The organism is Actinomadura sp., assembly GCF_044508335.1.
Taxonomy (GTDB): Bacteria; Actinomycetota; Actinomycetes; order Streptosporangiales; family Streptosporangiaceae; genus Spirillospora.
In genome coordinates, this window is record NZ_JBIQHY010000045.1 from 1 (window position 1) to 21,039 (window position 21,039).

Below are 21,039 nucleotides of genomic sequence, written 5' to 3' on the forward strand. Positions count from 1 at the left end.
GTAGGCCGCGAAGTAGATGATCTTCTCGAGATCCTTCGGGGCCAGGTCCAGCAGGTAGCCGAGGCGGGACGGCACACCCTTGAAGTACCAGATGTGCGTGACCGGCGCGGCCAGCTCGATGTGGCCCATCCGCTCGCGGCGCACCTTGGCGCGGGTCACCTCGACGCCGCAGCGCTCACAGATGATGCCCTTGAAGCGGACGCGCTTGTACTTGCCGCAGTAGCACTCCCAGTCCCGGGTCGGGCCGAAGATCTTCTCGCAGAAGAGCCCGTCCTTCTCCGGCTTGAGGGTCCGGTAGTTGATCGTCTCCGGCTTCTTCACCTCGCCGTGCGACCACTGGCGGATGTCGTCGGCGGTCGCCAGACCGATGCGAAGCTCGTCGAAGAAGTTGACGTCAAGCAACTGTTTTCCCCTTGAGTTCTCAGACCTCGTCGACGCTCATCGCGCCCTCGTTCGGACGGCGGGAGAGGTCGATGCCGAGCTCCTCCGCGGCGCGGAAGACGTCCTCGTCGGTGTCGCGCATCTCGATGGACATGCCGTCGCTGGAGAGCACCTCGACGTTGAGGCACAGCGACTGCATCTCCTTGATGAGCACCTTGAAGGACTCGGGAATGCCGGGCTCGGGGATGTTCTCGCCCTTGACGATCGCCTCGTACACCTTCACGCGGCCGAGGACGTCGTCGGACTTGATGGTCAGCAGCTCCTGGAGCGCGTAGGCGGCGCCGTACGCCTCCAGCGCCCAGACCTCCATCTCACCGAAGCGCTGGCCGCCGAACTGGGCCTTACCGCCGAGCGGCTGCTGGGTGATCATGGAGTACGGGCCGGTCGAGCGCGCGTGGATCTTGTCGTCGACCAGGTGGAGCAGCTTGAGGATGTAGATGTAGCCGACCGAGATCGGGTCCTTGTAGGGCTCGCCGGTGCGGCCGTCGAACAGCCGCGCCTTCCCGCCGGGACCGACCAGGCGCTGGCCGTCGCGGTTCGGCAGGGTGCTCTCGATCAGGCCGGTGACGTCGCTCTCCTGGGCGCCGTCGAAGACCGGCGTCGCGGTCTTCGTCCAGGGCTCGGCCTGGTCGGCGCCGATGGCCTTCAGGGCGCGCTTCCACTCGGCGTCGTCGCCCTCGACCTTCCAGCCGCGGGACGCGACCCAGCCGAGGTGGGTCTCCAGGACCTGGCCCACGTTCATGCGCCCGGGGACGCCCAGCGGGTTCAGGACGATGTCGACCGGGGTGCCGTCCTCCAGGAACGGCATGTCCTCGACCGGGAGCACCTTGGAGATGACGCCCTTGTTGCCGTGCCGGCCGGCCAGCTTGTCACCGTCGGTGATCTTGCGCTTCTGCGCGACGTACACCCGGACCAGCTCGTTCACGCCGGGCGGGAGCTCGTCGCCGTCGTCGCGGGAGAACACCCGGACGCCGATGACCTTGCCCTGCTCGCCGTGCGGCACCTTCAGCGAGGTGTCGCGGACCTCGCGCGCCTTCTCGCCGAAGATCGCGCGGAGCAGCCGCTCCTCGGGGGTGAGCTCGGTCTCGCCCTTCGGGGTGACCTTGCCGACCAGGATGTCGCCGGGGACGACATCGGCGCCGATGCGGATGATGCCGCGTTCGTCGAGGTCGGCGAGGACCTCCTCGGAGACGTTCGGGATGTCCCGGGTGATCTCCTCGGGGCCGAGCTTGGTGTCGCGGGCGTCGACCTCGTGCTCCTCGATGTGGATCGAGGACAGGACGTCGTCCTGCACGAGGCGCTGGCTGAGGATGATGGCGTCCTCGTAGTTGTGGCCCTCCCACGGCATGAACGCCACGAGGAGGTTCTTGCCGAGCGCCATCTCGCCGTTGTCGGTGCACGGCCCGTCGGCGATGACCTGGCCGACCTCGACCCGCTGCCCCTCGTCGACGATGGGCTTCTGGTTGAAGCAGGTGCCCTGGTTGGACCGCTTGAACTTGGCGACCCGGTACGTCGTCCGGGTGCCGTCGTCGTTCATGACGGTCACGTAGTCGGCGGAGACCTCCTCGATCACGCCGGCCTTCTCGGCGGTGATCACGTCGCCGGCGTCGACCGCGGCGCGGTACTCCATGCCGGTGCCGACCAGCGGCGCCTCGCTGCGCAGCAGCGGGACGGACTGGCGCTGCATGTTGGAGCCCATGAGCGCGCGGTTGGCGTCGTCGTGCTCCAGGAACGGGATCATCGCGGTGGCGACCGAGGTCATCTGCCGCGCCGAGACGTCCATGTACTGGACCTCGCGGGCGGGGACCAGCTCGACCTCGCCGCCCTTGCGGCGGACCAGGATGCGGTCGTCGACGAAGGTGCCGTCGTCGTTCAGCAGGGAGTTGGCCTGCGCGATGACGTAGCGGTCCTCCTCGTCGGCGGTGAGGTAGTCGATCTGGTCGGTGACCACGCCGTCGACGACCTTGCGGTACGGCGTCTCGACGAACCCGAACGGGTTGACCCGGCCGAACGCGGCGAGCGAGCCGATGAGGCCGATGTTCGGGCCTTCCGGCGTCTCGATCGGGCACATGCGGCCGTAGTGGGACGGGTGGACGTCGCGGACCTCCATGCCCGCCCGCTCGCGCGACAGGCCACCGGGACCCAGCGCGTTCAGGCGGCGCTTGTGCGTCAGCCCGGCCAGCGGGTTGGTCTGGTCCATGAACTGGGAGAGCTGGCTGGTGCCGAAGAACTCCTTGATGGAGGCGACGACCGGCCGGATGTTGATCAGGGTCTGCGGCGTGATCGCCTCGACGTCCTGGGTGGTCATCCGCTCGCGGACGACGCGCTCCATCCGGGCCAGGCCGAGCCGGACCTGGTTCTGGATCAGCTCGCCGACCGTGCGCAGCCGCCGGTTGCCGAAGTGGTCGATGTCGTCGACCTCGATCGGCACGGGGACGGCCCCGAGGGTGGCCTCCTCCTCGCCGGCGTGCAGCCGGACGAGGTACTCGACCGTGGCGACGATGTCCTCTTCGGTCAGGGTGCCCTGGCGCATGTCCAGGTCGAGGCCGAGCTTCTTGTTGATCTTGTAGCGGCCGACCTTGGCGACGTCGTACCGCTTCGGGTTGAAGTACAGGTTCTCCAGCAGCGTCTGCGCGGACTCGCGCGTCGGCGGCTCGCCGGGACGCAGCTTGCGGTAGATGTCGAGCAGGGCGTCGTCCTGGCCGGAGGTGTGGTCCTTCTCCAGGGTGACGTTGATCGACTCGTAGGAGCCGAAGCGCTCGCGGATGCGCGCCTCGTCCCAGCCGAGCGCCTTGAGCAGCACGGTGACGGGCTGCTTGCGCTTGCGGTCGATGCGCACGCCGACGTTGTCGCGCTTGTCGATCTCGAACTCGAGCCAGGCGCCGCGGCTCGGGATGACCCGGCAGCCGTAGATGTCCTTGTCGGACGCCTTGTCGAGGGCGCGGTCGAAGTAGACGCCGGGCGAGCGGGTCAGCTGGGAGACGACGACGCGCTCGGTGCCGTTGATGATGAAGGTGCCCTTCGGGGTCATGAGCGGGAAGTCGCCCATGAAGACCGTCTGGCTCTTGATCTCACCGGTGGTGTTGTTGATGAACTCCGCCGTGACGAACAGCGGGGCGGAGTAGGTCATGTCCTTGTCCTTGCACTCCTCGACGGAGTACTTGGGCGGCTCGAACCGGTGGTCGCGGAACGACAGGGACATGGTTCCGGAGAAGTCCTCGATCGGACTGATCTCTTCGAAGATCTCCTCCAGCCCCGACTGGGTCGGGACGCTCTTACTTCCGGCCTTCTGGGCCGCCTCGACCCGGGCCTTCCACCTCTCGTTGCCCAGCAGCCAGTCAACGGAGTTGGTCTGCAGTGCAAGGAGGTCCGGGACTTCGAGCGGCTCCTTGATGCGCGCGAAGGAGACGCGGTGCGGACCGGTTGCGGTATTCGAGGCGTTGCGCGAGGCTGCCAAGAGTGGTCCTTCCGAGGGCTCGCGGCGTAACTGACGACACGCACGCCAGACGATCCACGTCCGAGACCTGCTCTTTCGGGGTCTACGAAGGACCCCCGCAGGGGTGCACTCACACGTGGATAGTCAGAGGGCAGCGCAAAGGGGCAGTGTAGCCGACTGGTACACCGCTTGCAACTCTAGCGCCGCAGTATGCATCACGTTGCCATGGAGCATCGCCCCTCAGCGCCTCTCAGTCAAGAGCGGACTTGGACTTTTCAGGCCCTGACCTGCAGTGAGGAACGTAACAGTTTAGGCCCCGAGCAGGGTGCGTCGGACACGCGAGCCTGCGGAAACGACAGGACCCCGCGGCCTCGGGGCGAGGTCGCGGGGTCCGCCGGACGGTTCCGTGGACGGGCCGCCCTAGGAGATGACGGTGAGTTCGGAGGCCAGCCACTTGCCGTCCTTCTTCACCATCGTCATCTTGATGCGGAGCGGCTCGGGCAGGCGCTGCTGCTTGTCGTTCTTGGTGACGGACGACCGGTTGGCGTAGATCAGCGTGACGACCTTGTCGGGGGTCGCGCTGACGACGCCGACCTTCATCACCGTCGTGTTGGAGACGGCCTGCTGCTGGACGGCGACGGTCCTGAGCTCCTGGGCGAGCTTCTCGTAGTCGCTGTGCAGCTTGCCCGTCGTGGTGGCGGACGCGGCCTTCAGGTCGGCGTCGAGCGTCTGGTAGTCGTACGACGAGAGCTTCTGGGCGGCGCGGGACGACGCCATCGCCGCCTCCTTGCTCGCCTGCTCGGTCGCCTTCTGCTCGCGCACCTTGAGGTAGAGGGCGGTGGTGCCGGCGCCGAGCGCGATCGTCAGGACGGCCAGGACGGCGATCACCGTCGAGATGCCGAGGCGGCGGGCACTCCGCGGCTCGCCGTCGTCCTCGTCCTCGTCGTCGTCGTCGTCCTCGGCGTCCGCCTTGGGCGTCTTCGTGAGCTTGAGGCGCTTCGCCTTCGCCGGCTTCCGGTCCCCGTCTTCGTCGTCCTCGCCGTCGGCCTCGTCGCCGGCCTTCACGGCCTCGCCGGCCTCGGCGGCCCCGTCTTCTTCCTCGTCCTCGGCCTCGCCGGTTTCGGCGTCGCTCTCAACGCCGGTTTCGAGGGTCTCGACGCCGGTTCCGGCGGCCTCTGCGACCTCGGCGGGCGTTGAGGCGTCGTCGGACGACCCTGAACCGTCCTCTGCGGCGTCTTCGGGGGTGGGGTCGACTTTGGAGGCCTTCTTCGGCTTGCGGGGCTTCTCCGCGGATTTGGCGGGCTCTTCCGCCTCCTCGGCGTCCTCCGCCTCGGCCGCGGCGGCCTCCTCGGCGGCGATCTGGGCCAGGCGGGCGGCCTCGCGGGCCTTCCTGGCGGCCTCCTCAGCCAGCTCGGCGGCCCTCGCCGCCTCCTCGGCCCTGGCCTTCTTGTCCTTCTTGCCCTTCGCGTCCTTGTCGGGGGCGGAGCGCTTGCCCCGGCCGAGCATCGTCACGGGACAACCTCCAGTCCGGACACGAGCCAGCGGTCGTCGACCCGCGTGAGGTCCATCTGGTAGCGGTAGCCCTGCGGCGTACCGTTCTTCACCTTGTCGTTGGTGACGGTCCCGTTGAGGGAGACCATCACCTCGGCGGAGTCGCCGTCCATGGAGACCAGCGCGGCGTCGACGTCACTGACCGTCGACTTGGCCTTCGCCTTGGTCACCTGCTGCATGAAGGCGTTCGACTGGCTCGCCAGCTTGTTCTTCAGGTCTCCGGTGGTGCCGGCCACGATGCGGTCCAGGTCGCGCTGCGCGGTCGCGGCGTCGAGCGACATCAGGTTGACGCCCATCTGCCGCGCCGACTGGATCGCCTTCGCCCGCTGGTCGGCCTCGTCCTTGTTGCGGAGGGAGACGACGCCGAGCCAGCCCGACGCGATGGCCAGGCCGACCACAATGACGCTGAGCGTGATGGCGGTGACCAGGGGCAGCCGGCGCCTCATCGGGTCCGCCTCACTGGCTCAACGGTCCGAGCAGGAGCCACTTCCACGAGGATTCCTCTCCCAACTGACGGGTTCCGGCGCTGCGCGGCATGACGTATCGCTTGCCGTCCGGCCCGTAGACCGCACCGGTCGTTGGATCGTATCCAGCGAACTCCACTGAATCGGACGGATAGGAAAGGATCAGCCGGCCGTCGTCGATCTGGCCGGTCGGGGCCGCCGCGGCGGCCTTCGTCCCCGCGTCGCTCTTGCCCGCGGCCTGCGACTTCCCGCCGCCGGTCGCGGTCGCGCCGCCGTCCGGGAAGCCGGCGCCCGCGGTGGCGCCCGCCGGGACCTGCGGGTACGGCAGGATCTCGTCCTTGGGGAAGTTGCGCCAGCCGCGGACGGCGGTGGGCGCGTTGTGCGGCGCCTTGCAGCCGACGTCCAGGCGCGGCTTCTTCGGGGACGTGTCCTGCGGCCAGCGGTGCTTGACCTTCTCATAGCCCTTGGTGCACGGCGGCGGCGAGTCGATGTTCAGGTCGAGGCCGAGGTGCTGGGTTCCGTCGCCGGGCGTGACGGTGAACGCGCCGGCGACCGTCACCGGGTACAGGATGAACAGCGAGCGGAGGCCCGCCTGGCGGGACGTGATGACCTGCCCCGTCGTGGTGAGGTTCGCGAGCAGGACGGGCAGCGTCGGCGCGAGCTGCTTGATGGCCCGGTGCGTCTGGTCCACCGCGCCGGGCACGCCGTCGATGGTCCGGCGGAGGGCCGGGTCGTCGTTGCGCAGGGACGCGGTGAGCTCGTTCAGGTTGCGGGCGAAGCCCCGGATGTTGGCGGCCTGTCCGCGCTGGGTGTCCAGGACGGTGACGCTGTTGTCCAGGAGCTGCTTGGTGTCGGGGTACGCCTGGTCGGCCGTCTTCAGCAGCCGGTCCGTGTCGTCCAGGATCGACTGGAGGTCCTCGGCGGAGCCGGAGAACGCCTTGTCCAGCTCGTCCACGATGGTGCCGAGGTCCTTGGTGTTGACCGACCCGACGAGCGCGTCGACGTTGCGCAGCAGCTCGGCCGTGGAGACCGGCAGCGTGGTGCGCTCCTTCGGGATCGTGTAGGGCTTGCCCTCGTCGAGGTAGGGGCCGCTCTTCTTGGTGGGCTCCAGGTCGATGTACTGCTCGCCGACCGCGGACCGGTTCGCGACGACGGCCTTGGTGCCGTCGCGGGGGATCCGCTCGCCGCGGTCGAGGATCAGCTTGACGCGGATGCCCTCCTTGGTCAGCTCGATCGGCCCGACCCGCCCGACCGGGACGCCCCGGTAGGTGACCTCGGCGTTGGTGAACACGCCGCCGGAGTCGGTCAGGTCGACGTAGGCGACGTACTCCTTGCCGAGCAGGTCGCGGCCCAGCCCGATGTAGTTCACCGAGACGATCGCCACGCCGACGACCGTGATGACGGCGAACGCGATCAGCTGGACGATGACGCCGCGCTTGAGGATCACGAGAGGCCCCCCGTCATCAGGGTCCGCAGGCCGCCGTCATCGGAGCCGAGCGCCCCGGTCCGCTGCGGCGCCGGCGTGCCGGACGTCTTCTTCGTTGTCGGCGTCGTCTTCGGAGCCGGCGTCGACTGGCCGGGCAGCCCGGGGACGCCCCCGGGCGACTGCGGGAGGACGCCGAGCGGGGAGTCGGGCAGCGTGACGTTCGGGACCTGCAGCATGTTGCGCATCTGCCGGCCGCTGCCGAGCATCCCCTCCAGGTCGGTGCCGCCGAGCAGGTTCCGTGCGATGGACTCGAAGTCCAGGTCGACGGTCAGCCGGACGTTGCCGTAGTCGCCCGCGATGACGTTCTCGAACGTCGCGGGGAACGGGAAGGTGATCAGGCTCTCCAGCGACCGCGGCAGGTCGTTGCCGGCCTTGTTGAGGTTCTGCAGGATCTTGTCGATGTCCCGCAGGTTGGCCAGCAGGTCGGCCTTCGACCGGTCGATCACGTTGGTGGTGGTGCGGCTGAGCTTGTTCAGCGCGACCAGCATCTTGGTGAGGTCGGCGCGGTTGCGGTTGAGGACGTCGATCGCGGGGCCCGTCTCGTCGATGGTGTCCCGGATCGTCTTGCGCTCGTCGGCGAGCTTTCCGGTCAGCCGGTCGATGCTGTCCAGCGCGCGGGTGATCGCGGCGCGGTTGCGGTCCAGCGTGCCGGCGAAGGTGTCGACCCGCTCCAGCACCGACCGGATCGTGCTCGTCCGGCCGTTCATCGCGGCCTGCAGCTCATGGCTGATCGTGGAGACCTGCTCCAGCCCGCCGCCGTTCAGCAGCAGCGACATCGCCGACAGCACCTCTTCGATCTCGGTGCCGCGGGAGGTGCGGTTCAGCGGGATCAGGTCGCCGGTGCCGAGCCTGCCGTTCGGCGCCTCGTACCTCGGCGGCTCGATCTGCACGAACTTCTCGCCGAGGAGGCTCGTCTGGCCGACCGTCGCGATCGCGTTGTCGGGGAGGTTCACGTCCCCGCGCATCTTCACGGTGACGAGGGCGTGCCAGCCGGGCTGGCCGGGGACGCCGCCGGCGAGCTCGATGTCCTCGACCTTGCCCACCGACACGTCGTTGACCTTGACCGCGGACTGCGGGACGAGGTCCAGCACGTTCGCGAACTCGATCTTGACGGTGATGGGGTGCGAGCCGAGGTCGGGGCCGCCGGGCAGCGGCAGCGACGACACGCCGTTGAACGAGCAGCCCGACAGGGCCGTCGCCGCGGCGATCACGGCGGCGCCCAGCAGGCGGGCGCGGCGCTTCGGCCGTGTCCTGCTCATCGGCCACCTCCCGGCAGCAGCGCGCTGAGGTCGCCGGGCCTGCTGCCGGTCCCGGCCGTCGCGGTCTTCTTGGTCGTGCTCGTCTTCGCGGTCTTGCCCGGCTTGCCGGGCCCGGCGCCCGGTCCGTAGGCGTCCGGCGGGATCGGCACCGGGTCGTAGTGCGTGGTCAGCGCCGTGATCCACGACAGGTCGAGGCTGAAGCCGGTCAGCGCCTTGCCGATGCCGTTGTACGGCTTGACGAAGTCGAGGCATTCCTTGGCGGGCGTGCCGACCGAGTACGCCAGCGAGCAGATCCAGTCGGCCAGGTCGTGGAACTGGCGGAAGTTGTCGCGGGTGTGGATCGTGCCGCTGATCGGGTCGTAGGCGCGGGCCAGGTTGTTGACCGCCAGCGGGCCGGCGGTGAGGATCTCGGCGAGCGCGTCCTTCTCCTTGACCAGCACGCCGGTGATCTGCGCGAGCTGCCGGACGTTCGCGGCGAGCTCGGTGCGGTTGTCCTTGACGAACCGCTGCACGTTCCGCAGCGTCGGGGCGAGGGTGTTGAGGGCCGCGCTCAGCTCCTCCTTCTCCCCCGCGAGCTGCGCCGACACCCCGTTGAGGTGCCCGGTGAACGACTTGATCTGCTGGTCGTTCGCCTTCATCGCGTCGGTGATGATCCGCAGGTTCTTGATCGTCTCGGCGACGTCGCCGCGGTCGGTGCTCAGCGTGCTGAGCGCCTTGGACGCGTCCGCGATCGTCTGCCGGATGTCGTCGCCCTGCCCCTCCAGGTTCGCGGCGCCGACCTGCAGCAGCCGCGACAGCGACCCCTGCTGGCCGTCCGCGCCGGGCGCGTTCGCGCCCTGCGGGCCGAGGGCCTTGGTGAGGTCGTTGAGGCTGCCGCCGACCTCGTCCACCTCGACCGGGACGGCGGTGCGGCTCGTGGTGAGCGTCGCGCCGTCGGCGAGGACGGCGCCGCCCTTGTAGACCGGCGTCAGCTGGATGTAGCGGTCGGCGACGAGCGTCTGGTTGATGATGACGGCCTGCGCGTCGGCGGGCACCTTGTACTTGGCGTCGTACTTCAGCTCGACCTTGACCGAGTCGCCGGCCGGCTCGACGCTGGTGACCTCCCCGACCGGGATGCCGAGGATGCGGACGTCCGCGCCCTTGTACAGGCCGACGGTCTTGGTGAAGTACGCCGTCAGGTGGCGCTGCTTCGGCTCCTGGAGGATCAGCAGGAGCGCGGCCACCAGCACGGCGACGGCGAGGATCGCGCCGCCGATGCGGAGGACGGTTGCTGAGTTGCGCACTGTGACCTGCCTGCTCACGGGAGGAACGGCAACGGGTTGTCGCTCTTGTTGCCGGTCTGCGTCTGGTTGCCGTTCTGGCCGCCCTGCTTCTTCGTCGCGGTCCCGCCGGGGGCGTCCTGGATCGAGGCGGGGATCGGCAGCAGGTTCTGGATCCACGAGTCGAACCAGCGCCCGGTGCCGGTGACGTCCGAGAACTGCCGCGCGAACGGCGCGAACAGCTGCAGGATCCGGTCCAGGTTGTTCTGGTTCTTCAGCAGGATCCGGTTGACCTTCGCCAGGTTGTCCAGCATCGGCCGCAGCTGCTTCTCGTTCTCCTTGATCAGCGCGTTCACCTGCTGCGACAGGGTCACGGTGTTGATCAGCAGCTGGTGGATGACGGCGCGGCGCGCCTGCACCGCCTGCAGCACCTTGTCGCCGTCCTGGACGAGCTTCGCGAAGTCCTGGTTGCGGTCGGCGAGCAGCTCCGAGACGTCCTTGGCCTTGCCGGCCAGCTCGTGCAGCTCGTCGTCACGCGACGCGATCGTGTCGGACAGCCGGCGCAGCCCCTGCAGCGACGCCCGCACCTCCTCCGGCGAGTTCTTGAACGTCTCCGACAGCACGTCGAACGACTTCGCGACCTGCTGGACGTCGATCGCGCCGACCCGCTGGCTCAGCTCGCTGATCGCCGGGACGACCTCGAACGGGGTGTGCGTCCGCTCGATCGGGATGTTGCGGCCGAGCCGGCCCTTCCCGCGCGGGGTGAGCTCCAGGTAGTGCGCGCCGAGCAGCGTCTTGATCTTGATGCCGGCCTCGGTGCGGTCGCCCAGCCGGACGCCGTCGTCGACCCGGAAGGTGACCTTGACGTGGTCGCCGTCCAGCTCCAGGCCGGTGACCTTGCCGACCTTGACGCCCGCGATGCGGACCTCCTCGTCGGCCTTCAGCCCGGCCGCCTCCTTGAACGCGGCGGTGTGGGTCCTGCCGCCGGAGATGAACGGGATGTTCTCCAGGTTCATCGCCAGGACCACCAGGACGGCGATGATCGCGAACGCGGAGAGCCCGATGGGGACCGGGTTGCGTTCCCGGAACGGGATCCTCATCTACTTGCACCTCGCGTTCTCGTTCACGATCGCCGGGGTCTGGTAGACCGGTCCGCCCGGCAGCCGCACCCGCGCGTCGAGGCCGCAGATGTACATGTTGAACCAGGAGCCGTAGGAGGAGATGTTCACCAGCCCCTCCAGCCGCTTCGGCGACCGCTTCAGCCCCTTGTCGATCACGGCGCCGTTGGCGTCGAACGTCCCGGCGAGCTTGCGCAGCCCCGCGATGTCGTCCCTGATGCCGGGCCGCGCGTCGGAGAGCAGGTCCTGCGTCGTGCCGGTCAGTTCGTTGATCGCGGCGACCGAGTCGAAGATCGCCTTGCGGTCGCCGGAGACGCCGCTGATGAAGGCGCGCAGGTCCCGCACCAGCTGGTCGACCTGCTGGTGCCGCTCGTCGATGGTGCCGAGCACGGTGTTCAGGTTGTCGATCACCTGGCCGATGACGCGGTCCCGGTCGGCGAGCGTGTTGGTCAGCGACGCGACGTGCGCGAGCAGGCTGTTGATCGTCCCGCCCTCGCCCTGCAGCACCTGGATGATCTGCATGGCCAGCGTGTTGACGTCCTTCGGCTCCAGCGCGCGGAACAGCGGCCGGAAGCCGTTGAACAGCGTCGTCAGGTCCAGCGCCGGCTTGGTCTGCGAGACCGGGATCGTCCCGCCGGGCTTCAGGTAGTCGTTGGCCTGCCCTGCGCCGTCGGTCAGCGCGAGGTACCGCTGCCCCATCAGGTTCCGGTAGCGGATCTGCGCCTGCGTCGACGCCGGCAGCCCCGCCTTGAACGGGCCGTCCTTCTCGACGCTGAACGTCACCTCGGCCTTGTCGCCCTTGTAGAGCTTGATGTCCTCGATCTGGCCGATGCGGACGCCGGCGACGCGGACGTCGTCGTTGTCCAGCAGCCCGGTCACGTCCGTGAAGATCGCCTTGTACTCGCGGGTCTCCCGGAACCGGACGTTGGCGATCGTCATCGCGAGGATGCCGGTGGCCACCGTGGTGACGACCACGAAGATGCCCAGCTTGATCGCCGCACTCGTCGTCCTCACTTGATCGTCACCACCGATCCGTCCTGCAGCAGCGGCCCGAACATCAGCGCCGACACGTCGGAGAGGTCATCGGCGTTGGTCCGGGTCAGCGGCCCGAGCACGCTCTTGATCTGCTGCTCGGGGGTCAGCGACCCGGTGTCGACGAACACGTTCGACAGCGCCCGGCCGCGGCTGCCGCCGTTGCCGTTGGGGTCGTCGGGGTTCTTCCACCAGAGGTCGTCCTGCGTGCCGTCGAGCGCCAGGTAGTCGGGGGACGGCACCTTCGGGTTCGGCAGGCCGTAGCAGCGCGGGTTGCGGTGGTCCTTGGCCTCCGGCAGGTCCAGCGGGTACTTGAAGCCCGGCCGCGGCTTGACGATCTCGACCGTCAGGTTGAAGGTCTTGGAGCCGCCGCCGCCGGCCACCCGCTCGGCCTCCGGCTTCAGCTTCATCAGCCCGGCGAACACGCACGGGAGGGACGGCGAGTACCGCGCCACCAGGCTCGCGACGTCCCGGTTCGCGATGTTCACGCCGATGATCTTCGGCCCGTTGTGCCGCATGAACACGTCGCCGTCCTGCGCCAGCGCGGTCGTCGCGGGGATCAGCTGCTCGATCGTGCCGCGCTTGTCGGTGATCGTGCGGCTGGTCACGTTGAGGTTGCGGAGCGTCTGCAGCAGGTCGGGCGCGGCCGCGGCGTAGATGTCGGACACGTCGGCCAGGCCGTGCAGGTCGTGCACCAGCGTGCCGAGCTGCGGGTTGATCTTGCGCAGCAGGTCGTCCGCCTGCTCCAGGTTCCGGCCGATCTGGTCGCCGCGGCCCTGCAGCGCGGTGGCGAGGGCGTTCAGCGTCGCGTTCAGCTCGGCGGGCTTGACCGCCTGCAGCAGCGGCAGCAGGTCGTTCAGCACCTTGTCGATCTCGACCGCGGCCTGCGAGCGGTCCTGCTGGATGACCTGGCCCTCGCGCAGCCCGAGCGGGGCCGGCTGGGCGGGGATCTGCAGGTCCACGTACTTCTCGCCGAACAGCGTCTTCGGCAGCAGCCGCGCCTGCACGTTCCGGGGGATCAGCTTCGCCTTGCCCGGGTCGAGCGCGAGGTGCAGCGTCGCCCCGTCGGAGGTGGCGTCGGCGCCGCGCACCTCGCCGACGATCAGCCCGCGGACCTTCACGTCCGAGTGCGGCAGCAGCTGCAGCCCGGCCCGCTCGGTCTTCACCGTCACCTCGGTCACGGGCTTGAACGCCTTGTTGTACAGCGCCACGGTCAGCGCGAGCAGCAGGACGATCACCAGGACCATCCCGATGCCGAGCAGCCGGTAACGAACGCGCTCGCTCATCGGCGCACCCCCTGTGCCGGGACGGCCCCGGGCGCCCCCCGGTTCGCTGCGCTCACGGCCGTCACCCCGCGATCCGCACGGTCGTCGTGGTGCCCCAGATGGCCATGCCGAGCAGCAGGTCCGCCACGTTGATCACGACGATGCTGGTGCGCACCGCGCGCCCCACCGCGACGCCGACGCCCGCCGGGCCGCCGCTCGCGTGGTAGCCGTAGTAGCAGTGGATCAGCATCACCAGCACCGCGAAGATGATCACTTTGCCGAAGGACCACAAGATGTCGATCGGCGGTAGGAACAAATGGAAATAGTGGTCGTAGGTGCCGGTCGACTGGCCGTAGAACATCGTCACGATCACCCGCGTCGCGCCGTAGGAGGCGAGCAGGCCGACGATGTACAGCGGGATGACCGCGATCAGGCCCGCCAGCATCCGGGTCGTGACGAGGAACGGCATCGACGGGACGGCCATGACCTCCAGCGCGTCGATCTCGTCGGAGATCCGCATCGCGCCGAGCTGCGCGGTGAAGCCGCAGCCGACCGTCGCCGACAGCGCCAGCGCCGACACCAGCGGCGCGATCTCGCGCGTGTTGAAGTAGGACGCGACGAACCCGGTGAACGCGGCGGTGCCGATCTGGTTCAGCGACTCGTAGCCCTGCAGGCCGACCTGGCTGCCGGTGAAGAACGTCATGAAGCCGACGATCACCACCGAGCCGCCGATCACCGCGAGGCCGCCGGTGCCGAGGCTCACCTCGGCCAGCAGCCGCAGCACCTCGGTGCGGTACCGGTGCAGCACCCGGAACACCCACGCGAACGCGCGGGCGTAGAACGACATCTGGTGGCCGAAGTCGTCCAGGCGCTCCAGCGGGGCGCTCACCGCGCGGGAGACCGCTTTGCCCGTCTTGCCGGGGGTAGCCATCACATCCCCTTCGAAGGGACGAACTGGAAGTACAGCGTGGAGATCAAGAAGTTCTCCAGGAACAGCAGCATGAAGGTGATGACGACGGTCTGGTTGACCGCGTCGCCGACGCCCTTCGGCCCGCCCTTGGCGTTCAGCCCCTTGTACGCGGCGACGAGGCCGGCGGTGATGCCGAACACGAACGCCTTGAACTCGGCCTGCAGCAGGTCGGGCAGCTGCGCGATCGCGTTGAACGACGCCAGGTACGCGCCGGGCGTGCCGCCCTGCAGCATGACGTTGAAGAAGTAGCCGCCCATGAGGCCGACCACCGACACCAGGCCGTTGAGGAACAGCGCGACGAACGCGCAGGCGAACATCCGCGGGACCACCAGGCGGTGCAGGGGGTTGATGCCCAGCACCTCCATCGCGTCGATCTCCTCGCGGATCTTCCGGGAGCCGATGTCGGCGCACATCGCCGACCCGGCGGCGCCGGCGACCAGCAGCGAGGTGACCAGCGGGCTGGCCTCCCGGACGATCGCGACGACCGCGGTCGCGCCGGTGAAGGACTGCGCGCCGAGCTGCCGGATCAGCCCGCCGACCTGCAGCGACAGCACGCCGCCGAACGGGATGGCGACCAGCATGGTGGGGACGACGGTGACGCTGACGATGAACCAGGCCTGCTGGACGAACTCGCGCCACTGGAACGGCCACTGGAACGTCGCGCGGGCGGTGTCGAGGCACAGGGCGAAGAACCGTCCGGGCTCCTTGACGAGCACGTTCGCCGCGCCGTCCCCGACCTTGCGGAACGTCGCCGCCGAGCCGCCGCCCTTCCCCTCTCGCCGGCCCGCGCCGATGCCGGATTCCTGAGGAGTGGACATCAGTACTTCGCACCGCCCGCGTGCCGGCCGGGCGGCGGGTTGCCGGGGAACTGGCCGCCGGAGCCGCCGGGGGGCGGGCCGGGCGGCGGTCCGCCGGGGCCGCCCTGCGGGGGAGCGCCGACCGGCGTCATGGACGCCACGTACCGCGGCCACTCCTCCACCCAGTTGCGGCCGAGGTCGTCGATGAACGAGCCGGGCGGCGGGGTGACGCCGTGCGCGGCGCACCACGCGCCGGGCGCGTGCATGCCGGCCCGGATCATCCCGTTGCTCGGCATCTGCTGCGGCGGGATGGGCGGCAGCTTCCCGGCGTCCAGGCCCATCTTCGCCTCGGCCTCCAGCTCGGAGGCGTCCTTCTCCTCCGACATGCCGATCGGGCCGACCTTGCTGGCGTTGAGGAACTGCCGGACGACCGGCTCCTCGCTGGACAGCAGCATCTCCCGGGGCCCGAACATGGCGAGGTTGCGCTGGTACAGCAGGCCGATGTTGTCCGGGACGGTCCGCGCCGTGTTGATGTCGTGGGTGACGATGAGGAACGTCGCGCCGATCTGCGCGTTCAGGTCGATGAACACCTGGTTAAGGAACGCGGTGCGGACCGGGTCGAGGCCGGAGTCCGGCTCGTCCACCAGGAGGATCTCGGGGTCCAGCACGAGCGCGCGGGCGAGGCCGGCGCGCTTCTTCATACCGCCGGAGATCTCACCGGGGAGCTTGTGCTCGGCGCCGAGGAGACCGACCATCTCCATCTTCTCGAGCACGATGCGCTTGATCTCGGACTCGGACTTCTTGGTGTGCTCGCGCAGCGGGAAGGCGATGTTGTCGAACAGGTTCATCGAGCCGAAGAGCGCGCCGTCCTGGAACAGGACGCCGAACAGCTTGCGGGTCTCGTAGAGCTGCGACTCGGGGAGGTAGGGGAGGTCCCTGTCGCCGATCCAGATGTGCCCCCGGTCGGGCTTGAGCAGCCCGACGAGCGACTTCAGGAAGACCGACTTGCCGGTACCGGACGGGCCCAGAAGAACGGAGATCTCACCTGCGGGAATGGTCAGCGACACGTCCTGCCAGATCACCTGGCGGCCGAAGGACTTCGTCAGGCCCTCGACTCTGATCTCGACGCCCACTCGTCACCTTTCGTCCAGGCCGGGGGAATCCCGAACCAATGAGCGAGTAGCACTCAGGCTCTTGCTGTCGTCACACGGCGTGTCCGCCGTGTTGCTACCGTCCGGTAGCCGCGCCGGGTTTCACTACCGTAGCGGCCCGCCGTCCAAATGGAAGGGGTTCCGATCCAGATCAGCGGCTAAATGCGACGTCGTAAGACAATCGTTACTTACGACGCCTGTGAGACTAGTGGTCCAAGAACCAGCGCCTCAAGACCGGGTCCGGCCGCCGTCCGGCGGGCCGGGCGGCGGGGACGGGAGCCGCCCAGTGTGACCACAGCGTCAGAACGGGACGGTACGCCGCCCGCCGATGACCACACAACCCGCCGCGGCACACGCTTTTCCGCGGACCTTTATCACTCCCGCACAGGAAACCGGCCGCCGGCTGAGCGGGCTTGAGCACTCCGGCGCGGACGCGAAGGAGGCGGCCACCCCCGAAGGGATGACCGCCTCCTTGGAGAGCGGTGGAGCCGCGGGCTCCGGAGCTCTGGAGCGTCCTACTTGACGGTGACCGAGGCGCCGGCCTTCTCCAGGGCCTCCTTGGCCTTGTCGGCGGTCTCCTTGTTGACCTTCTCCAGCAGCGGCTTCGGCGCGCTGTCGACCAGGTCCTTGGCCTCCTTGAGGCCGAGGCTCGTCAGCGCGCGGACCTCCTTGATGACCTGGATCTTCTTGTCGCCGGCACCCTCGAGGATGACGTCGAACTCGTCCTGCGCGGCGGCCTCCTCGCCGCCGCCGGCCGCGGGGGCGCCCGGCGCGGCGGCCACGGCCGCGACGGGCGCGGCGGCCTTGACGTCGAAGACCTCTTCGAACTGCTTCACGAACTCGGAGAGCTCGAGAAGGGTCATCTCCTTGAAAGCGTCGAGCAGCTCGTCGGTGCTGAGCTTCGCCATGATGTTTCCTCCGCTATGGCTTGAAATCTCGGGTGTACGGGAACCGCGGGTGTGCCTACTCGGCGGCGGGCGCGTCGGCGGCCTCGCCGCCGGACTCGCGCTTGGCGCGCAGCGCCTCGGCGAGCTGGGCCGCCTGCGTCGGCAGGGCGTTGAACAGCGCGGCGGCGTTCGCCATCGAGCCCTTCATCGCACCGGCCAGCTTGGCGAGCAGGACCTCGCGCGACTCGAGGTCCGCCAGCTTGGTGATCTCGGCGGCGTCCATCGCCTGACCGTCGATGAATCCGCCCTTGATCACCAGCATCGGGTTCGCCTTGGCGAAGTCGCGCAGGCCCTTGGCGGCCTCGACCACGTCGCCGCGCACGAACGCGATGGCCGACGGGCCTACGAGCAGGTCGCGGAACCGCTCGTCGACGCCGGCCTCGTTCGCGGCGCGCTTGGTCAGCGTGTTCTTCACCACGCGGAACCGCGCGTTCTCGCCGAGGTTGTCGCGCAGCTCCTTGACCTGCGCGACGCTGAGCCCGCGGTACTCGGTCAGCACGGCGCCGCTGGAGCTCTCGAACTCGTTCTTGAGCTCGGCGATCGCCGCGTCCTTGTGGGGCTTGGCCATAGCCCTCCTTCCGATTACCTGGGTGGTCCGATCCGCGCCCGTCCGCGCGATGCGGGAGAGGGGCGCCGATCCACCAAAAAACGCCCCGGCGCAGGCGCACGGGGCGTCCAGGCACGGCACGGAGGCCATGCGGAAGCTCTCGTCTCGCCTACGCAGGCCGCCCGACGGAGTCGGGTCCTTCGGTCGCCTCGCAGAGGCGACGACCGGCGGTCTTCGGCATCGAACAGAGTACGTGCTCGCGATCGCACTTACCAAATCGGCGGAACGGCGGAGGGGCCGCGCACCTCGCGGGTGCGCGGCCCCTCCATCGTCCGGCCGGTGCCCGGGTCAGGTGCGCGGCACCCCGGAGCCGAGCCCGCTCATCAGCTCGCCGAAGTCGGCGACCTGGCTCGCCGGCGGGGCCACGATCTGCACCGGCTTGCCGAAGTCGCGGTACTTCGTCGTCACGGTCAGGTCGCCCTCGGCGCCCTGGGGGGCGTTCATCGTCATCTTGCGGGGCAGCTGCTGCCCGTCCACCCAGAGGTCGAAGTGCATGTTGTCCAAGCCCATCTGGCCGAGCGTCTTGCGGTACGCCTCCTGCTGCTTCGGAGGCAGCTTGGCGATCGCGTCCTCCATCCGGTAGGTGCCGGTGTAGTGCGTCGTCTTGACGCCGTCGATCGTCTCCTCGCCGACCTCGCGCGCGTCCTTGGACGCGGTCAGCATCTTGGTGTTCTGCACCGGGTCCATCTGGCGGGACTGCTGCAGCATCTCGTCGATGTTCATGCCGGACTTCCGGCTCAGCTCGTCCAGCGAGATCTTGATCCAGGGCTTGCGCGACCCGCCGCCCGGCAGCTGCGACAGCACCGGCATCTTCATGTACATGTTGCCGCCCACCAGGCGCTGCTCCATGGCGCCCACCGACTTGCCCCCGATGGTCATGTCGGTGAAGTTCATGCTGTAGGCGACGTCGGGCTTCGTCCGGTACTGCATGGTGCCGTTCATCGTCATGTCGCCGCCGGCCGCGCCGGAGGTCCGCATCGCCAGATCGGCCTTGAACGAGTCGATCTGGCCGGTCTTCTCCGCGGCCTTGCCGAGCACCTGCGCGGCCGTCATCTTGATGTTCTTGCCGGCCTCGTCCACCTTCTTGCCGGCGTCTCCGAGGCAGCCGGTCAGGGACAGGGCGAGGCCGGTGGCCAGCGCCGTACCGGCGGCGAAACGGCGGATCATCGTGGGGGTTCTCCTTCTTGCGTCTGGTCGCCCGGGCGCGCGGGCCGGACACGCACGGGCCGGACGACCGATCAGACGCGGCGCCGCCCCACTCGGTTCCACCGCTCCGGCCGGCGCGCCGCGCTCAGTCGCCGCCGAGGAGCGCGCCGAGGGTCAACTGGCCCACCTGGTCGGACGGCGGCGGGTTCACGGTGAACGACTCGCCGTAGTGGCTGTAGAGCACGGTCACCGAGCCGCTCTCGCCCTGCGTCCCGTTCGTCTTCGAGACGATCTTGCGGGGCAGGTTGTCGCCGTCCGCCCACAGGTCGAAGTTGATCTTGGCGTTGCCGCGGTCCTTCGGCAGCCACTTGCTCACCTTGGCGCGCGCCTCGGGGTCGAGGCGGTTCAGCGCGTCCTGCACGGTGACCGTGCCGGTGTAGTGGACCGTCTGCACGCCGTCGACCTTCTCGGCGCCGACCCGGCGGGCGTCCTTGGAGCCGGTGAACATCTTCGTCTGCTCGGCCGGATCCACCTTCTGCACCTGGCCGACCAGGCCCTGGACGTCGAACCCGGTGCGCTGCGCGACCCGGTTCACGTCGATCCGCACCCACGGCTTGCCGTTGCTGACGAACTGGGCGAGCTGCGGGACCTTCGCGTAGAGGACGTTGTCGGTGAAGACGGCCTGGCCCTTGGCGCCCGGCACGCTCTGCCCGTTCCGGCTGAACTCGTCCAGCTTCGCGCTGAACTTCAGCGACGGGCGCAGCTGGAACTGGCCGTCGGCGTGGATCTTGCCGGCGCCGTCCCCGCCGGTGCCCGCGACGGTGAGGTCGGCCTTGAACGTGTCGGCCTTCTCCGCCTTCTGGGACGTCTTGGCCAGCGCCTGCGCGGCGCTGAGCTTCATGTTCTCCGTGTTCGCCGACCCGTCCCCGTTGCATCCGGACAGGACGAGCGCGGCACCCACGGCGGTGCCGCCGACCGCCACCACGAGTCGTCGGTTCATGAGGGTTGAGCCTCCCTTGTCGCCCTTCTGGTGTTCCCAGTGTTCCGGGGCGCCAACATCAGGGGCATCCCCCGGTGGTACGAATGGGCGCCCGGCCGGTACGACCATCGGCGTAGCCCGCGCACTGCCGGACGGCGGCGCGCGGGGGCCGGCTCAGCGGTAGGAGGCGAAGGTCATCGAGCCGTCGAACCCGGCGCCGGGGGCCTGCGCGTTCAGCTGGATCGAGGTGGGGCGGGCCTTGCTGTCGGCCCACAGGTCGAGCCCGCAGCCGGTGGAGTCGGGGATCCAGGTGCGGAAGCGGGTCGCCGCGTCCTGCGGGAGCAGCGCGTAGACGCTGCCCATCAGCGCCTGCGCCGAGAAGTGGGTCTTGCCGGACGCGTCCGGCTCGCTCGCGGTCATCCCGGGCAGCGTCCCGATCATGAACGTGAACTGCCGGGGGTCGGAGTCGTTCTGCAGCTTGCCCAGCTGGGCCGCGGTGAGCGTGGACTGCGTCCACTTCTCCCCGTCGAAGCCCTTCAGGGTGGTGCCGCTGACGATCACCTTCTGGGTGACCTTGCTCTCCTCGCCGTTCTGCACCGTCGTCGTGACGCCGGTGGCGCTCATCGCGAACTTCGGCCACAGGGTGAACGAGGCCGTCTCCACGGCGTGCTGGTAGTCGCCGTTCGACCCGATCGTGACCTTCATGTCCGTCTTGCGGGTGAAGGAGTGCAGGCTGGGACCGGGCTGGGGCGGTGCGGTGGGCAGGCCGTGCGCGCCGCCGGCGCCGGCGCCCGGTGCGCCGGGTCCGGGAGTGGCGCCCGCGGGGCCGCCCGGCGCGGCGGGCGCGCCCGGCGTGACGGTGCCGGCCGTCGAGCCGTTCGGGTTGGCCCCGTCCTGCTGGGCCATGGCCGCGGCCGGGGGCATGTCCCCCGCGTCCTTGGCGGAGTCACCGCCGACCTTGACGACCATCAGGATCGCCGTGGGCACGACGGCCACCGCCGCCACGGCGGAGATGGCGATGGCCCGGTCGGTACGACGCTTCACGAGGACAATTCAACACCAAGTTCCCCGCAGGTAACAAAGCAACCAGGGAACGGATTGTCCGGATCCGGACTGCGATGTTTGTATCCG

At 69.2% G+C, this 21,039-nt stretch carries 17 protein-coding genes and 1 pseudogene; all 18 read right to left on the minus strand.

Annotated features, from left to right (window positions below):
• Positions 1-402: pseudogene (locus ACIWVC_RS17325) on the minus strand (DNA-directed RNA polymerase subunit beta'); the annotation flags it as partial.
• Between the two features lie 19 nt (positions 403-421).
• Positions 422-3,898 carry a DNA-directed RNA polymerase subunit beta gene (gene rpoB / locus ACIWVC_RS17330; RefSeq protein WP_396454318.1) on the minus strand — a complete coding sequence of 1,159 codons (3,477 nt, stop codon included), beginning with the start codon at positions 3,896-3,898 and terminating at the stop codon, positions 422-424.
• Positions 3,899-4,297: 399 nt separating this feature from the next.
• Positions 4,298-5,389, minus strand: coding sequence for a hypothetical protein (locus tag ACIWVC_RS17335; protein ID WP_396448403.1), 1,092 nt, complete (start codon positions 5,387-5,389; stop codon positions 4,298-4,300).
• Positions 5,386-5,874 (minus strand): hypothetical protein, encoded by a 489-nt coding sequence (locus ACIWVC_RS17340; RefSeq protein ID WP_396448402.1) that lies wholly within the window; start codon positions 5,872-5,874, stop codon positions 5,386-5,388. Before ACIWVC_RS17340 ends, ACIWVC_RS17335 begins: the two co-directional genes overlap by 4 nt.
• 10 nt (positions 5,875-5,884) lie before the next feature.
• Positions 5,885-7,339: an MCE family protein gene (locus ACIWVC_RS17345; protein WP_396448401.1), complete on the minus strand. Its 1,455-nt coding sequence runs from the start codon at positions 7,337-7,339 to the stop codon at positions 5,885-5,887.
• Positions 7,336-8,637 (minus strand): MCE family protein, encoded by a 1,302-nt coding sequence (locus ACIWVC_RS17350; protein ID WP_396454319.1) that lies wholly within the window; start codon positions 8,635-8,637, stop codon positions 7,336-7,338. Before ACIWVC_RS17350 ends, ACIWVC_RS17345 begins: the two co-directional genes overlap by 4 nt.
• A complete protein-coding gene (locus ACIWVC_RS17355; RefSeq protein ID WP_396454320.1) occupies positions 8,634-9,920 on the minus strand; it encodes an MCE family protein in 1,287 nt (428 codons plus the stop codon). Before ACIWVC_RS17355 ends, ACIWVC_RS17350 begins: the two co-directional genes overlap by 4 nt.
• Positions 9,921-9,934: 14 nt before the next feature.
• On the minus strand, positions 9,935-10,996 hold the full coding sequence (locus ACIWVC_RS17360) for an MCE family protein (protein WP_396454321.1): 1,062 nt from the start codon (positions 10,994-10,996) through the stop codon (positions 9,935-9,937).
• The gene (locus ACIWVC_RS17365; RefSeq protein WP_396454322.1) at positions 10,997-12,028 is read right to left on the minus strand and encodes an MCE family protein; all 1,032 of its coding nucleotides are present in this window, start codon (positions 12,026-12,028) and stop codon (positions 10,997-10,999) included.
• Entirely contained in the window at positions 12,025-13,332 is a 1,308-nt protein-coding gene (locus ACIWVC_RS17370) for an MCE family protein (protein ID WP_396448394.1), read from the minus strand. The genes ACIWVC_RS17365 and ACIWVC_RS17370 overlap by 4 nt, the downstream gene beginning before the upstream one ends.
• 61 nt (positions 13,333-13,393) lie before the next feature.
• Positions 13,394-14,242 (minus strand): MlaE family ABC transporter permease, encoded by an 849-nt coding sequence (locus tag ACIWVC_RS17375; protein ID WP_396448393.1) that lies wholly within the window; start codon positions 14,240-14,242, stop codon positions 13,394-13,396.
• The gene (locus ACIWVC_RS17380; protein ID WP_396448392.1) at positions 14,242-15,099 is read right to left on the minus strand and encodes an MlaE family ABC transporter permease; all 858 of its coding nucleotides are present in this window, start codon (positions 15,097-15,099) and stop codon (positions 14,242-14,244) included. Before ACIWVC_RS17380 ends, ACIWVC_RS17375 begins: the two co-directional genes overlap by 1 nt.
• Positions 15,099-16,211 carry an ABC transporter ATP-binding protein gene (locus ACIWVC_RS17385; protein ID WP_396448391.1) on the minus strand — a complete coding sequence of 371 codons (1,113 nt, stop codon included), beginning with the start codon at positions 16,209-16,211 and terminating at the stop codon, positions 15,099-15,101. The genes ACIWVC_RS17380 and ACIWVC_RS17385 overlap by 1 nt, the downstream gene beginning before the upstream one ends.
• Before the next feature lie 533 nt (positions 16,212-16,744).
• Positions 16,745-17,137: a 50S ribosomal protein L7/L12 gene (rplL, locus tag ACIWVC_RS17390; protein ID WP_396448390.1), complete on the minus strand. Its 393-nt coding sequence runs from the start codon at positions 17,135-17,137 to the stop codon at positions 16,745-16,747.
• A 55-nt stretch (positions 17,138-17,192) separates the two neighbouring features.
• The gene (gene rplJ / locus ACIWVC_RS17395; protein WP_396448389.1) at positions 17,193-17,744 is read right to left on the minus strand and encodes a 50S ribosomal protein L10; all 552 of its coding nucleotides are present in this window, start codon (positions 17,742-17,744) and stop codon (positions 17,193-17,195) included.
• Positions 17,745-18,071: 327 nt separating this feature from the next.
• On the minus strand, positions 18,072-18,950 hold the full coding sequence (locus ACIWVC_RS17400; protein ID WP_396454323.1) for a DUF6612 family protein: 879 nt from the start codon (positions 18,948-18,950) through the stop codon (positions 18,072-18,074).
• A gap of 124 nt (positions 18,951-19,074) precedes the next feature.
• On the minus strand, positions 19,075-19,929 hold the full coding sequence (locus tag ACIWVC_RS17405; RefSeq protein ID WP_396448387.1) for a hypothetical protein: 855 nt from the start codon (positions 19,927-19,929) through the stop codon (positions 19,075-19,077).
• Between the two features lie 153 nt (positions 19,930-20,082).
• A complete protein-coding gene (locus tag ACIWVC_RS17410; RefSeq protein ID WP_396454324.1) occupies positions 20,083-20,952 on the minus strand; it encodes a hypothetical protein in 870 nt (289 codons plus the stop codon).
• Positions 20,953-21,039: the final 87 nt, after the last annotated feature.

Coding starts and splice junctions, on each gene's coding strand:
- ACIWVC_RS17340 (WP_396448402.1), bottom strand. CDS start 5,874: ATGAGGCGCCGGCTGCCCCTGGTCACCGCCATCACGCTCAGCGTCATT.
- ACIWVC_RS17350 (WP_396454319.1), bottom strand. CDS start 8,637: ATGAGCAGGACACGGCCGAAGCGCCGCGCCCGCCTGCTGGGCGCCGCC.
- ACIWVC_RS17360 (WP_396454321.1), bottom strand. CDS start 10,996: ATGAGGATCCCGTTCCGGGAACGCAACCCGGTCCCCATCGGGCTCTCC.
- ACIWVC_RS17370 (WP_396448394.1), bottom strand. CDS start 13,332: ATGAGCGAGCGCGTTCGTTACCGGCTGCTCGGCATCGGGATGGTCCTG.
- ACIWVC_RS17375 (WP_396448393.1), bottom strand. CDS start 14,242: ATGGCTACCCCCGGCAAGACGGGCAAAGCGGTCTCCCGCGCGGTGAGC.
- ACIWVC_RS17380 (WP_396448392.1), bottom strand. CDS start 15,099: ATGTCCACTCCTCAGGAATCCGGCATCGGCGCGGGCCGGCGAGAGGGG.
- rplL (WP_396448390.1), bottom strand. CDS start 17,137: ATGGCGAAGCTCAGCACCGACGAGCTGCTCGACGCTTTCAAGGAGATG.
- rplJ (WP_396448389.1), bottom strand. CDS start 17,744: ATGGCCAAGCCCCACAAGGACGCGGCGATCGCCGAGCTCAAGAACGAG.
- ACIWVC_RS17400 (WP_396454323.1), bottom strand. CDS start 18,950: ATGATCCGCCGTTTCGCCGCCGGTACGGCGCTGGCCACCGGCCTCGCC.
- ACIWVC_RS17405 (WP_396448387.1), bottom strand. CDS start 19,929: ATGAACCGACGACTCGTGGTGGCGGTCGGCGGCACCGCCGTGGGTGCC.